This is a genomic window from Jatrophihabitans sp., assembly GCF_036388195.1.
Lineage (GTDB): Bacteria > Actinomycetota > Actinomycetes > Mycobacteriales > Jatrophihabitantaceae > Jatrophihabitans_A.
Window position 1 is genome coordinate 1 of the sequence record NZ_DASVSG010000087.1, and the last position, 13,803, is coordinate 13,803.

Here is a 13,803-nt window from a genome sequence, read left to right on the forward strand (position 1 = left end):
ATGCCCGGCCAGGCCCGCCGGGCGAGCACGCCGCCCCGGAGGTCGCAACCAGCCGCGCGCGCGGCCCGCGCCCACCGGGACATTCTGGCGGGCGACGGCATCCGATAACGGCTGCCCGGCCGGGGACGGCTGCGCGACCGCAGGCCGTGAGCCAGCGCGACGGCGGCCAGGATCAGGACCAGCAGGCCGGCGACCGCCGGCATCGCCGGCCGCACCGGCGAGGGCAGGGCCAGCAACACCAGCACCGCCAGCGCGGCCTGCACCAGCTGGCCCGCCAGCCGTTCCCATCCGACGGCCCGCAGCCCGCGGCTGACGTCCCCGGCGTCGCGGCCATGGGCCACCCCGCGATGCAGGTCGCCCAGCATCCCACCGGGCAGGACGGTGTTGAGGAACTGCGACCGGTAGTACGCCGCGATCGCCGGACCCAGCGGCATCGCGACGCCCAGCCCGCGGGCGACCAGCCGCCACCGCCAGGCGCAGCACACCGTGGTGACCGCGCCGATGCCGGCCGCGGCCGCCAGCGACCAGCCGTCGACGGTCCGGACGCCGTCGAGGAACGGGCCGGCGCCCACCGTCCCCACCAGCGCAAGCAGGATCGCGACGCCGCCGAGCAGGCGAGCTCGGGCCCACCATGTCCCACCCATCCCCGGTGCCCTCTCGTCGAGAGGTGTCGCACGGCCACGGTAAGGCTGAGTGCCGGCCGGCGGCGCCGCTTGCCCTGTCATACGCACGGGACGGCGGCATGGTTCAGCGGGGCGAAGAATCAGGCAGGTCATGCCGCGACCCCGGCCAGCACCCGGGCCACCTGATCGACGGTGTCGGCCCAGCCCGTCAGGGTGGCGCGGCGCTCGCGAGCCGTCCGGCGGAGCCTGCTGCGCAGCTCGCGATCGGCCATCCAGTCGCGCAGCGCGGCGGCCAGCGCGGACGGCTGGTCGGGCGGCACCAGCAGCCCCGGCCGGGCGCCGTCCGGCCCGCAGCCCAGCGCCTCGGCGACTCCGCCGACGGCGGTCGCGATCACCGGCAGGCCGCGAGCCAGCGCCTCGGTGACGACCATGCCGTACGCCTCGACCCGGGACGGCAACACCAGGACGTCCGCGGCGGCGTACGCGCCAGCCAGCTCCTCGCCGGTCCGCGGGCCGGCCAGCAGCACCCGGTCGTCGAGCCCGCTGTCGGAGATCTGCCTGCGAACGGCGCGGACGTAGTCCCGATCCCGGGTCAGGCTGCCCACCCAGACGCACCGCATCGGCAGGTCGCTGACCATCGCCAGCGCGTCGAGCAGCACATCGGCTCCCTTGATCGGGGTGACCGCCCCGACGCAGAGCACCTCACCGCCACCTGCCGTCCCGGGGGCGAGGTCGGCGGTGGCCACCCCGGGCCGAGCGGTGTGCACGGTGGCCGGGTCGAGCCGGTAGCGGTCCAGCACCCGCTGGCGGGTCCAGTGGCTGGTGGTGAGGACCGCGGCGGCGGACAGCAGCGCCGCGCGCTCGGAGAGGTCGTCCAGCGGCAGGTGCAGCAGCACCACCAGCCGCAACCGCTGCGCCTCGGGCAGCAGCACGTCCGGGACGGCCGAGGCGACCAGGCCGTCCAGCAGCACCACCGCCCCGTCGGCCAGCCCGGCTAGCACCCCGGTCAGCGAGGCCTGCGCCACCCGGTCCGGGCGCGGCCAGCTCCCGGCGACAGGGTGCTCGTGCACCGACCAGCCCAGCGCGGCCAGCCCGTCGCAGACCCGCCGGTCATAGCTGTTGCCACCGCTCGGCAGGGCAGGATCGTCGATGCCGGCGGGCAGCACGACATGGACCTGTCTCACAATGTCCGCTCGTAGCTGGCCCAGGCGATGTGCGATTCGTGCAGGGTGACGGTGATGCCGGCCAGCCCCCGGGCGTTCTCGCCGAACTCGCCGGCCTCGATCCGGCTGATCAGCCGGTCGGCGACCACCCTGGCCAGCGCCTCGGTGGAGGTGTTGACGCCGTCGAACTCGGGTTCGGTATCCAGGTTGCGGTAGCTCAGCTCACCGAGCACGGCGTGCAGCTGCTCGGCTGCCCGTCCGATGTCGACCACCAGGTTGTCCGAATCCAGCGCCTGCCGGCGGAAGGTGGCGTCGACGACGTAGGTGGCGCCGTGCAGGCGCTGCGCCGGCCCGAACAGCTCGCCGCGGAAGCTGTGGGCGATCATCATGTGGTCGCGGACGGTCACGCTGAACATGGCTCACCTCTCGGGATGGCTGTCTTCGACGTAGCTGATCACGTGGCAGATCGCGGGCAGCGTGCCGGCTGCCAGCCGGGACATCACATCAGGAAGCTCGTCGAAACGGGACTCCCCCGTCACCAGCGCGTCGAAGGCGGGATCGGCCAGCAGCCGCAGGGCCAGCGCCAGCCGGTCCGCCGGGCTGCGCCGGCCGCGGCGGGCCGGGGACACCATGCCGACCTGACTGCCCCGGATGCTCAGCCGGCCGGAGTGGAACGCCGCCCCCAGCGGGAGATCGACGGCGCGGTCGCCGTACCAGCTGAGCTCCAGCACGGTGCCCTCCGGCGCCAGCAGCTCCAGCGACCGGCGCAGCCCGGCGGCGCTGGCGCTGGTGTGCACCACCAGGTCGCGATCGGCGGCTGCGTCGGCGGGCTGGGCGAACCGGACGCCGAGCGCCCCGGCCGTCGCGGCCCGGCTCGGGTCGAGGTCGACCAGCTCGACGTCCACACCGGGAAACCGGCCGGCCAGCCGCGCGACGCAGCAGCCGACCATGCCGGCGCCGACCACGGTGATCCGGTCGCCCAGCAGCGGAGCGGCGTCCCACAGCGCGTTGACGGCGGTCTCGACCGTCCCCGCCAGCACCGCCCGGGCCGGCGGCACCTGCTCGGGCACCACGGTCACGGCCGCGGCCGGCGCCAGGTAGGCGGTCTGGTGCGGGTACAGGCAGAACACGGTCCGGCCGGTGAGGTGGGCCGGGCCCTGCTCCACCACGCCGACGTTGAGGTAGCCGTACTTCACCGGGCCGGGGAAGTCGCCCTCCTGGAACGGCGCCCGCATCGTGTACCGCTGGCTGGCCGGCACCTCGCCGCGGAACACCAGGGTCTCGGTGCCCCGGCTGATGCCCGAGTGCAGGGTGCGCACCAGCACCTCGTCCGGACCGGGGTCGGGCAGCCGCACCGGCCGGATCTCCCCCACGCCGGGTTCGCGCAGCCAGAAGGCGCGCGCTGGCCGGCCCGCTGCATGGTCGCGGGAGTTGCTGTGCTCGCTCACGGGGCTAGTCATCTGCTCCTCGCTCGCTGCGCTCGCTGCGATGCTCACTCACTGGGCTAGCCATTCGCTCCGCTCCCCGCTCGCTGCGCTCGCTGCGATGCTCACTCACTGGATACCTCCTCGCAGCCTCGGACAGTGAACCGAACGATCGCAGGTCCCGTATTCAACCTGTGCAACCCCTACTACGGAGGCGCCGTGCGCGTGGTTCCCGCCGGCCCGGTGATCGGGCTGACCGCCCTGCTGGCGTTGCTCGCCGCGCTCGCCGGGGCGGTCGGCCTGGGCGTCGCCGGCTGGGCAGCCGGCATCGGCTGCGGGGTGATAGGCACTGTGGCGCTGTCCCGGGCGCTGACCCGGCACGGCGTCGCTCACCTGGCGCCGGCCGATCGGGTGACGCTGGCCCGGGCGGTCCTGGTCGGCGGGGTCACGGCGCTGATCGCGGACTCGTTCGCCCGGCCTGGGGCCGTCCCGGCCCTCGTGGCGCTGACGGCGGTGGCGCTGGTGCTCGACAGCGTGGACGGCTGGGTAGCCCGCCGCACCCGCACGGCGTCCGAGCGTGGCGCGCGCTTCGATCTGGAGGTCGACGCGTTCCTGATCCTGGCGCTCTGCGGCTACGTCGCGCGCTCGGCCGGGGCATGGGTGCTGCTGATCGGGCTGGCCCGGTACGCCCTCGTCGCGGCCGGCTGGCTGCTGACCTGGCTGCGCGAGCCGGCGCCGCCGCGGCGCTGGTGCAAGGTGGTCGCCGCGATCCAGGGCGTGGTGTTGACGGTGGTTGCCGCCGGCGTCCTGCCGCATGAGCTGAACGTGGCCGCCGTGGCCGGCGCGCTGGCCCTGCTGGTCGAGTCGTTCGGCCGCGAGGTGTGCTGGAAGTGGCGCCGGAGCCGTGAGCGGAGCTCCCACTCAGTCGTGGTCACCCTGCTTGGCAAGCAGGTCCGGGCAGGGTGACCACCTACCGGCGTGACCCCGAGCCGCCTCCGGCGGATGGCCGGTCGACGGGCCGCGCGGTGGCGGCCGGGACGCTGACCGCGCTGGCCGGCCTGGCCGTGTGGGCCGCGCTGGTGTTTCCCGGCCGGCTGGACGCGCTGACCCCGGCGGCGTTCCTGAGGTTGCCGGCCGAGGGACTGGCGCTGCTCGGCCTCGTCCTGGCGCTGCGGGGCCGGGCGCGGCAGCTGGTGGCGGTGCTCGCCGGAGTCGCGCTCGGCGTGCTGCTGATGTGGAAGGTGCTCGACCTCGGCTTCGTCGCGGCCCTGGGCCGGCCGTTCAGCCCCGTGGTGGATCGGGGTTACTTCGACTCGGCCGCGGACCTGCTCGGCGACTCGATCGGCCAGCGGGCGGCGGTCCTCACCCTGATCGCGGGCGGGATGCTGGCCGTGGCGGCGCTGGTCGGGATGCCGCTGGCGGTGCTGCGGCTGGCCCGGCTGGTGAACCGGCGGCGGGTTCTCGCCGTCCGGACGGTCACGGTCCTCGGGCTGGTGTGGCTGAACTGCGCGGTGCTGGGGGTGCAGCTGGCACCCGGCGCGCCGATCGCCTCGACCGATGCGGCGAGCCTCGCGTGGAGCCGGGCCGGGCAGGTCCGCGCCGACCTAAGGGACGAACGGGCGTTCGCCGAGGCGGTCACCGGGGATCCGCTGCGCGACACCCCGGCCGATCAGCTGCTGACCGGCCTGCGCGGCAAGGATGTGCTGATCGCCTTCGTCGAGAGCTACGGGCGGGTGGCGGTGCAGGACTCGACGTTCTCTCCCGGGGTCGCCGCGGTGCTGGACGCCGGGACCAGCCGGTTGAACGCAGCCGGCTTCTGCTCCCGCAGCGCCTTCCTCACCGCGCCGACCTTCGGTGGGATCAGCTGGCTGGCCCATGCCACGCTGCAGTCGGGGATGTGGGTCGACAACCAGCTGCGCTATGACCGGCTGGTCGCCAGCGACCGGGTCACGCTCAGCCAGGCGTTCCAGCGGGCCGGCTGGCGGACGGTGTCGGACGCGCCGTCGAACGAGCAGGACTGGCCGGAGGCGACGTCGTTCTACCACTACGACAAGACCTATGACGCTCGCAATGTGGGCTACGCCGGGCCGAAGTTCGGCTATGCCACCATGCCGGACCAGTACACCCTGGCGGCGTTTCGGCGTCTGGAGCTCGCGCCGGCCGGCCGGGCGCCGGTGATGGCCGAGATCGACCTGGTGTCCAGCCACACCCCGTGGGCGCCGCTGCCACGGCTGGTCGACTGGGACGCGGTCGGTGACGGCTCGGTGTTCGCCGGCATGCCGGACCAGAACGCCTCGGCCGCCGAGGTCTGGCGGAACCCGGCCCGGGTGCGGGCCGCCTACGGCAGGTCCATCGAGTACTCGCTGTCCACCCTGATCTCCTTCGTGCAGACCTACGGCGGCGACGACCTGGTGCTGATCGTGCTGGGCGATCACCAGCCGGCCACCATCGTGTCCGGTTCGACGGCCGGCCGGGACGTGCCGGTCACGGTCATCGCCCGTGACCCGGCGGTGCTGGGCCGGATCTCGAGATGGGGCTGGCAGGACGGCCTGCGGCCCCGTCCGGACGCGCCGGTCTGGCCGATGGACGCCTTCCGGGACCGGTTCCTGGCCGCCTACGGGCCACAGCCGGTGGGCGTGCTGGCCGGCCCGGGCTCAGCGGAGCCGCGCCGGACCTGCGGCGGTTAGCGGCGCTCGGGCCTACCGTGTAGCCCATGATGACGCTCGATGACGTCGCTCGGCTGGCCTCGGAGCTGCCGGAGGTGACCGAGGGCGAGCGGCGCGGCAACCGGACCTGGTTCGTGGCCGGCAAGGGATTCGCCTGGGAACGGCCGCTCACCAAGGCCGACATCAAGCGGTTCGGCGAGGTGACCCCGCCGGACGGCCCGATCCTGGCGGTGCAGGTCGCCGATCTGCACGAGAAGGAGGCGGTGCTCGCCGCCGGCCACCCGGGGTTCTTCACCATGGCCCATTTCGACGGCTATCCCGCGGTGCTGATCCAGCTCGACAAGGCCGGCAAGAAGGCGGTCCGGGAGACCGTGGTCGACGGCTGGCTGGCCTGCGCGCCCGCGAAGCTGGCCGAGCAGTACCTGCGGCGCTAGGGCGCCTGGCTGATGGTGGCCCGCCCGGCACGGCGGATCGGGCGACGGTGGGTGCAGGATGGCGGGATGAGCAAGGACGACCTGCGCGACGGCGTGGCGCTGACCAACCTGGATCAACCGCTGTTCGACGGCGCGGGCGCCACCAAGCGCGACCTCGTGGACTACCTGGACGCGGTCGCCGACCGGATGCTGCCGGGGCTGCGGGACCGGCCGCTGTCGGTGGTGCGGATCCTGCGCGGGCAGGAGGCGTTCATGCAGAAGAACGTGCCCAGGTACACCCCGGACTGGGTGCGGACGGTGCCGGTGTGGGCGGAGGCGTCCAAGCGCAAGATCTCCTACGCGCTGTGCAACGACCGGGCCACCCTGTTGTGGTTCGCCAACCAGCGGGCGGTGGAGTACCACCCGACCCTGTATCGGGTCGACGAGCGCGACCGCCCGACGCACCTGGTGCTCGACATCGACCCGCCGGAGGGGGCGGTGTTCGAGGTCGCCCTGCAGGCGGCGTTGCTGGTCCGCCAGGCGCTGGCCGACGCGGGGATGGCGGGGGCGCTGAAGACCAGCGGCGCCAAGGGCGTGCACGTGATCGTGCCGGTGGTCGGCGCGACGACAGAGGAGGTGGCCGCCGCGACCCGCGCTCTGGCGGTGCGCGCCGAACGGTTGGACCCGGAGCTGGCCACCACCGCGTTCGTCCGCGAGGACCGGGAGGGCAAGGTGTTCCTGGACTCCACCCGGGCCGGTGGCGCGACGGTGGTCGCGGCGTACAGCCCGCGGCTGCGTCCGGGGGTGCCGGTGTCGTTCCCGCTGTCCTGGGATGACCTGGACGGCGTCTCGCCGGGTGACTTCACGCTGCACACCGCGCTGGCGTTGCTGGGCTCGGGCGATCCCTGGGCGGACCGGATGCCCGAGCCGCAGCCGGTGGACGCGGCGCTGGTCGAGGAGGGCCGGTCGATCCCGATCGCGCGGGTGGCTGCCATGCACGAGGGCAAGCGGCGAGCACGCGCCCGGCGGGAGGCAGACGAGGCGGTGGCTCCGGCGGGGGAAGTCGCCGAAGCCACCGACCAGTCCCCCGATGTGCCTGGCTGACCGGGCGCCTGACTGACTGGGTGCCTGACTGACAGGGTGCCTGACTGACAGGGTGCCTGACTGACAGGCGCTTGGCTGATCGTCGCTGTGCCGCCCCGGTCCTACCGGCCCTACCGGGCGCAGTTGGCTACTGGCGCACTGGCAGCTCCTGCAGGATCCAGCCGTTGCCGTCCGGATCGTCGAAGGTCACGAAGCTGCCCCACGGCTGCACGTCCACCTCGCTGGCCTGCACGCCATGGTCGAGCAGGTGCTGGCGGGCCGCCGCGGCATCGGGCACCACGACCTGCACGCCACGTTGGGTGCCCGGCGCCATCAGGCTGATGCCGGTGCCGAACGCGATCGAGCAGGCCGACCCCGGTGGAGTGAGCTGGACGAAGCGCAACTGCTCGTTGACCTGCCGATCGTGGTCGGCGTGCCAGCCGAGCTGATCGACATAGAACGCCTTGGCGCGGTCGACGTCGGTCACCCCGAGAAATATGAGTTCGATCTTCCAGTCCATGCAGAGGAATCTAGGACAGGGGTCTGACAGAACAGCCCGCCGCCGTAGACCACGGCGCCGCCCGGAAGGATGAGGCCATGGCCAGGTTCGGGTGGGTGCTCGCGCTGCTGCTCGTCGCTGCTGGCTGCACGTCCCGGCCCGCTGCTGAGGACCCGGTGTCCTTGGGTGCGCCGGCATCGGCTGCTCCGGCGTCGACCAGTGCGCCAGCGTCGTCGGTCGCGGCGGGGACCACTGCCAGCTCGTCATCCGCGCCCCGCACCACCGGGCCGGCGCGTCCCTCAGCGTCACCGAGCACGTCGCGCACGGTTGCGCAGGTCCCGCCGGTGTCGGCCAAGGCACGCGCTGTCGGGCTGGTCGACATCCGGACGGTCGTCCCGGACGCGGTCATCGATCTGCGGTACGCGACCAGCAACAACTTCGTGGGCGTGCGGATGTACCCGGTCGGCGCGCGGTGCCTGGTGCACGAGTCGATGGCGCCCGGCCTGAAGGCAGCCGCTGACCGGCTGCGGCGCCAGGGGCTGGTGGTGGTCTTCTGGGACTGCTACCGGCCGCACGCGGTGCAGGAGCGGATGTTCCAGGAAGTCCCCGACCCGAACTGGGTGGCGCGGCCGGGACCGTACGCCACCAGCCACGAAGCCGGCCGCTCGGTCGACATCACCCTGGCGAAGGGCCGCACCGGATCAGCGTGCCCCGCCGCGCAGCGCGTCCAAGGCCACTGCGTGCTCGACATGGGCACCGGCTTCGACGACTTCACCGCCCGCGCGCACGCCTACGCCACGTCCGGTGTCAGCTCGGTCGCCCAGGCCAACCGAGCGCGGCTGCGGTCGGCGATGAACGCCGGCGGGATCACCGTCTACTCGGGCGAGTGGTGGCATTTCAACGGACCGGGCTCAGGCGTCAGACGCCCCCACCTCAACGCCCCCGTCGATTAGAGAACTCTGCTGGAGGGGCCGTGCAGCCGGTGACAGAGGCATATGCTCTGCCGGCGCTGATAAGCGCCGAGCCCGCCGAGCTGGCTGAGAACCGGGCCTTCAAGGCGCGCACATCGCCAGCCGGCGCGGCGGGACTGGTATCTCACGGCAGTGCAACCGCTCCTGCTCGGGTGGAGGTGTCGTCATGAACACTCGATCGTCGCGCGCCAGCCACGCCGCCGCTGCCGTCCTCCTCGTTGTGCTGGCCGCCGGGTGTAGCACGTCCACGCCATCGTCGACCACCGATGCCAGCGCGACAGACTCGACCTCGGCCGGTACCGGCGCATCGAGCGGCAGCCCCACGGCGTCCAGCGATTCCCCATCCCCGGCCGACTCGAGCCCCGCTCAGGAAGGCACCGGCGCCGAATCGCCGCAGCCGGCGCAGCAGGGCGGCCCGACGATCTCGGTCGCTTCGCTGCCGATCGGCGGCAACACCGAGGAGGACGGGGCACGTCAGTGCGGCCATGTCAACCTGATCCCTCCTAGCCCGCTACCGCCGGGGATCAAGTTCTCCATCAACTCGATCGAGCTGACCCCGGCAGGCATCTTCAGCATCAGCGACGACCCGTGCGGCTCGGCGCCGCCCTGCACCACGTCCTGGACCTGGACCTCCGAGGCGCCCAGCGAGTGCACGGTCGCAGTCACTCAGCTCATCGACTCCACCGACACGGTGACCCTGACCATCGGCAGCACGGCCACCTGCCCGGACCAGAGCACCTGCGATCGCGTCGAGAGCGAGTTCAAGGGCAACGGCAGCCAGGTCAGGTTCACCGCCTTGGCCGGGGTGGCGCCCGCCGCTCCGGCAACCTCGCCGTCGGCCACCGAGGCGAGCGGAAGCTAGACACAGTGGCGGATGGGCAGTCCGGTGAGCGGGTCGAACGCTGGCTGAGTCTCGCGACGGCTGTCGCCGCCCCCATCACGATGCTGAGCGGGCTGCTCTACTACTTCGGCTACGTCTCCTCCCGCGCGCAGTACGAGTACTTCGGGGTGGACGTGGACACCATCGGGCTCAGCACGCAGGACTACGTGATGCGCAGCCCGCAGCCGCTGCTCGTGCCGCTGCTGGTGCTCAGCGTGCTTGCCGTGCTCGCGCTGCTGGCGCATGCGGCCATCAGCCGGCGGATCTTCGTGCCCGATTCCGAGGGCGGCAACCCGTTCCGGCTAGACCGGTACCGCCAGCTCGCTCGGCGGACCGTCCTGGTGGGGATGGCGGTGCTGGTCGGGGGGATGGTGGTGCTGCTGTGCTACCCGTACCTGCGGGAGTGGGCGTTGTTCGCCCTGGTCACGCCGGTGCTGATCGGCAGCGGGGCCGGGCTGATCGGCTATGGGACTCGGATCCAGGCGCGGCTGGAGCCCCCGCCGCCATCGCCAGGCCCGGGTGATGACGGCCGAGCCCAGGCTGACAGGTCGCTGCTGGCGCTGCGCCGCTATGCCGGTGTCGCCCTGGTGGTCGTCATCGTCGCCAACATCTTCTGGGCGACCGCGACGATCGCGCAGTGGTCCGGCCGCGGTCTGGCGCATTACAGCGCCAACCACCTCGACCGCCTGCCCAGCACCATTCTCGATACCCAGGAACGGCTCTTCCTGCGCTCTCCCGGCATCGAGGAGACCGCGCTGCCGGCGTCGGACGGGCAGACCTTTCGGTACCGCTACCGGCATCTGCGCCTGTTGATCGAGGGGAAGGACCGGATGTTCCTGGTTCCCGACCAGTGGTCGGCGAGCAATTCGACCCTGATCGTCCCGCTGGATGGCAGCGTGCGGGTGCAGTTCCAGTTCCAGAACGACCCGCCGTGAGCCGGCTGCGGTTCGGTAGCCCCTCGGGTCGTCAGAAGAGCTCCAGGGGATCGAGCATGATGCGAACCGCTCCCCCGGACTTGCGCGCAGACCGGACCGCCGCTGCCGCGTGCAACGCCTCGGCCAGCGCCACCCCGTCCGGCCGCGGCACCCGCAGCAGGCTGCGGATCTGCTCCGACACCGCACCTCCACGAGCGGGCTGCACCGGCACCGAGCCGAGCTCCTCCGCCGACTCCGGCAACTGGCTCAGCGACAGCAGCTCGGCCACATCCGCCGGCGAACCGACCAAGGCAGCCATCCGGCTGATCGGCGGGAAGCGCAGCTCCCGCCGGTCGGCCAGCTCCCGCTCGGCATGTCCGGCCGGGTCCCACCGCAGCAGCGCCTGCGCCACCGGCAGCGAGGCATCCGCGCCGACGATCACCGTGCCGTCCCCGCGCACCAGCGCCGCCGCGTTCGCCCACCGCCGCAGCGCCTCCTCGGCGGCGCGCAAATCGGGCCTGGACAGCAGCGCCCAGCCGTCCAGCAGCAACGCCGCCCCGTAACCGTCCGGAGCGACCGGCTCGGCGCCCGGCGTCGCCACCACCAGCGCCGGCCCGGCCGGGATGTCGGACAGCACCGCATCGCCGGCGCTGGTCCGCAGCACCACCCCTGGAAACGCCCGGCCCAGCTCCTCCGCGGTGCGCGAAGACCCGACCACCATCGCCCGCAGCCGTCCCTCCCCGCACTTCGGGCAGCGCCAGTCCGCCGCCGGCCGGCCGCACCACCGGCAGGACGGCGCCCCCTCCCGGGCCGTCGCCGCCAGCGGCCCCGAGCAGTGCCCGCAGCGGGCCGGCGTCCGGTCCCTGGCACACGCCAGCGTCGGCGCGTACCCGCGCCGGGGCACCTGGACCAGCACCGGGCTGCCCGCGGCCAGCGCGGCCCGGGCGGTCCGGAACGCCAGCGCCGGCAACCGGGCCGACCGGGCGACCGGATCCCGCTCCAGCTCCACGTCGTCGCCGAGCGCCACGATCCGGGGCGCGGCAGCCCGCAGCACCGCCCGGTCGGCCACGATCGGCTGCGCCCAGCCCGACTCCACCAACAGCGCCGCCTCCGCGGTGCGGCCGAAGCCGGCCACCAGCAGCGCCGCCCCGGTCATCGACGCCCGCAGCACCGCCACATCGCGGGCATGCGGGTACGGCGCCCGGGGCTCGGCATGCAGGTCGTCGCCGTCGTCCCAGATCACCACCAGCCCCAGGTCGGCCACCGGCGCGAACACCGCCGACCGGCTGCCCAGCACCGCCCGGACCGTCCCGCGCCGGACCGCCAGCCACCGCCGGTAGCGCGCCTCCGGTCCCAGGTCAGCGCTCAGCGTCACGTGCGAGCCCTTGGGCAGCGCCGCTTGCAGCGCCTGGTCGACCCGGGCGGCGTCCCGGACGTCGGGCACCACCACCAGCACTCCCCGGCCGCCGGCCAGCGCCGCCTGCACCGCGTCGGCGATCCTGGCCGGCCAGTCCTCCCCCGGCACCGCGTTCCACACCGCCCGCACCGGCCGGCCGGCCTGCACCCCGCTCAGCCAGGCAGCGCCGGCCCGGTAGCGGGCCCAACCGGCCGGATCCGGGGCGGCCGGAGCAGCAGCGGCCTCCACCGCGACCGCAGACTCGGCCCGGGCATGTCTCGGCGGCACGGCCAGCCGCAGCACGTCGGCGAAGGTCCCGGCCCACCGGTCGGCCACCGACCGGAACAGCGCGGATGTCTCGGGCGTCAGCACCGGCTCGTCACCCACGCCGCGCTCCAGGTAGGACAGCCGCCCGTCGTGCTCGCTGGCCGCCAGCCGCTCCAGCACCCAGGCGTCGATCAGCCGGCCGGCGAACCGCACCCGCACCCGGGAGCCCGGCGCCACGACGGCACTCAGCTCGGACGGCACCAGGTAGTCGAACGGCCGGTCCAGGTGCGGCAGCGGCGAGTCGACCGCCACCCGCGCCACCGGCAGCGACGCAGCCGGCTGCCGGTCCCGCGGCGGGCGATCCCGGGACGGGCGCGCAGCCCGACGCGCAGCCGACCGCGCTGCCAGCCCGGGCAGGCTGGGTGCATCGGCGGGGTCGGCGGTCACGGGTTATGCCTACCAGCAAAGCCTGACGGTTCCGCCCAGCGCCCGATCTCAGCGCCATCGTTGGCCCGGCAGCAGGGCGACCCGCCGAAGCGACCCCTGCCACGCGGCCCACGATCCGAGCCCACCCACGCACACACGAACGCCGGCCGAGCCCGAAGGCCCGACCGGCGCAGTGAAGAGAGCGAAGCTCAGCTGTTGGCGAGCTTGGCCAGCTGGTCGGCGCGGTCCGTGCGCTCCCAGGTGAAGTCGGCGTCCTCGCGGCCGAAGTGCCCGTACGCGGCGGTCTTCTGGTAGATGGGCCGCTTGAGGTCCAGGTCGCGGATGATCGCGGCCGGCCGCAGGTCGAAGGTCTCGTTGATGGCGTCGACGATCTTGTCCACCGGAACCGTCTCGGTGCCGAAGGTCTCGACGAACAGCCCGACCGGCTCGGCCTTGCCGATGGCGTACGCGACCTGCACCTCGATCCGGCTGGCGAGCTTGGCGGCCACCACGTTCTTGGCCACCCAGCGCAGCGCGTAGGCCGCCGACCGGTCCACCTTCGACGGGTCCTTGCCGGAGAACGCGCCGCCGCCGTGCCGGGCCATCCCGCCGTAGGTGTCGATGATGATCTTGCGGCCGGTGAGCCCCGCGTCGCCCATCGGGCCGCCGATCTCGAACCGCCCGGTCGGGTTGACCAGCACCCGGTAGTCCGAGGTGTCGATGGACAGCCCCTCGAGCACCGGCTTGATCACGTGCTCCTCGATGTCGGGCTTGAGCAGGGTGTCGAGGTCGATGTCCTCGGCGTGCTGGCTGGAGACCACCACGGTGTCCAGCCGGGTCGCCTTGTTGTCGACGTACTCGATGGTGACCTGGGTCTTGCCGTCCGGACGCAGGTAGGGAACCGTGCCGTTCTTGCGGACCTCGGTGAGCCTCTCCGAGAGCCGGTGCGCCAGCCAGATCGGCAGCGGCATCAGCTCGGCGGTGTCGTCGCAGGCGTAGCCGAACATCAGCCCCTGGTCACCGGCGCCCTGCGAGTCCAACGGGTCGTGCGAGTGCTCGGCCCGGTCCTCGTACGCGG

The 13,803-nt window shown here is 73.3% G+C and carries 14 protein-coding genes; 7 read left to right on the top strand and 7 right to left on the bottom strand.

Annotation, left to right across the window (positions count from 1 at the left end):
* The 4 genes from VF612_RS09230 to VF612_RS09245 all read right to left on the bottom strand — a co-directional run.
* Positions 1-644, bottom strand: a 644-nt coding sequence (locus VF612_RS09230) for a lysylphosphatidylglycerol synthase transmembrane domain-containing protein (RefSeq protein WP_408659562.1), incomplete at its 3' end; no start/stop codon positions are given.
* 128 nt (positions 645-772) lie between these two features.
* On the bottom strand, positions 773-1,810 hold the full coding sequence (locus VF612_RS09235; protein ID WP_408659575.1) for a glycosyltransferase family 4 protein: 1,038 nt from the start codon (positions 1,808-1,810) through the stop codon (positions 773-775).
* Positions 1,804-2,202, bottom strand: coding sequence for a 6-pyruvoyl trahydropterin synthase family protein (locus VF612_RS09240; RefSeq protein ID WP_408659563.1), 399 nt, complete (start codon positions 2,200-2,202; stop codon positions 1,804-1,806). Before VF612_RS09240 ends, VF612_RS09235 begins: the two co-directional genes overlap by 7 nt.
* Positions 2,203-2,205: 3 nt before the next feature.
* Positions 2,206-3,246: a zinc-dependent alcohol dehydrogenase gene (locus tag VF612_RS09245; protein ID WP_408659564.1), complete on the bottom strand. Its 1,041-nt coding sequence runs from the start codon at positions 3,244-3,246 to the stop codon at positions 2,206-2,208.
* Positions 3,247-3,429: 183 nt separating this feature from the next.
* On the opposite strand from VF612_RS09245, the gene VF612_RS09250 reads away from it, so the two are divergent.
* From VF612_RS09250 to ligD, 4 genes are all read left to right on the top strand, one after another.
* Positions 3,430-4,176 carry a CDP-alcohol phosphatidyltransferase family protein gene (locus VF612_RS09250; protein WP_408659565.1) on the top strand — a complete coding sequence of 249 codons (747 nt, stop codon included), beginning with the start codon at positions 3,430-3,432 and terminating at the stop codon, positions 4,174-4,176.
* Positions 4,173-5,897 carry a hypothetical protein gene (locus VF612_RS09255; RefSeq protein ID WP_408659566.1) on the top strand — a complete coding sequence of 575 codons (1,725 nt, stop codon included), beginning with the start codon at positions 4,173-4,175 and terminating at the stop codon, positions 5,895-5,897. Before VF612_RS09250 ends, VF612_RS09255 begins: the two co-directional genes overlap by 4 nt.
* Before the next feature lie 26 nt (positions 5,898-5,923).
* Positions 5,924-6,310 (top strand): MmcQ/YjbR family DNA-binding protein, encoded by a 387-nt coding sequence (locus VF612_RS09260; RefSeq protein ID WP_408659567.1) that lies wholly within the window; start codon positions 5,924-5,926, stop codon positions 6,308-6,310.
* Positions 6,311-6,376: 66 nt separating this feature from the next.
* Positions 6,377-7,393 carry a non-homologous end-joining DNA ligase gene (gene ligD, locus VF612_RS09265; protein WP_408659568.1) on the top strand — a complete coding sequence of 339 codons (1,017 nt, stop codon included), beginning with the start codon at positions 6,377-6,379 and terminating at the stop codon, positions 7,391-7,393.
* A 127-nt stretch (positions 7,394-7,520) separates the two neighbouring features.
* On the opposite strand, the gene VF612_RS09270 is transcribed toward ligD, so the two are convergent.
* Entirely contained in the window at positions 7,521-7,892 is a 372-nt protein-coding gene (locus VF612_RS09270) for a VOC family protein (protein ID WP_408659569.1), read from the bottom strand.
* Between the two features lie 77 nt (positions 7,893-7,969).
* On the opposite strand from VF612_RS09270, the gene VF612_RS09275 reads away from it, so the two are divergent.
* The 3 genes from VF612_RS09275 (at position 7,970) to VF612_RS09285 (ending at position 10,657) form a co-directional block, all read left to right on the top strand.
* A complete protein-coding gene (locus VF612_RS09275) occupies positions 7,970-8,824 on the top strand; it encodes a M15 family metallopeptidase (RefSeq protein ID WP_408659570.1) in 855 nt (284 codons plus the stop codon).
* A 184-nt stretch (positions 8,825-9,008) separates the two neighbouring features.
* On the top strand, positions 9,009-9,704 hold the full coding sequence (locus VF612_RS09280) for a hypothetical protein (RefSeq protein ID WP_408659571.1): 696 nt from the start codon (positions 9,009-9,011) through the stop codon (positions 9,702-9,704).
* A 5-nt stretch (positions 9,705-9,709) separates the two neighbouring features.
* On the top strand, positions 9,710-10,657 hold the full coding sequence (locus VF612_RS09285) for a hypothetical protein (protein ID WP_408659572.1): 948 nt from the start codon (positions 9,710-9,712) through the stop codon (positions 10,655-10,657).
* 31 nt (positions 10,658-10,688) lie between these two features.
* On the opposite strand, the gene VF612_RS09290 is transcribed toward VF612_RS09285, so the two are convergent.
* Positions 10,689-12,746, bottom strand: a complete 2,058-nt coding sequence (locus VF612_RS09290; protein ID WP_408659573.1) for a primosomal protein N' — start codon at positions 12,744-12,746, stop codon at positions 10,689-10,691.
* Positions 12,747-12,934: 188 nt separating this feature from the next.
* A partial coding sequence (gene metK, locus VF612_RS09295) for a methionine adenosyltransferase (RefSeq protein WP_408659574.1) occupies positions 12,935-13,803 on the bottom strand: 869 nt, incomplete at its 5' end.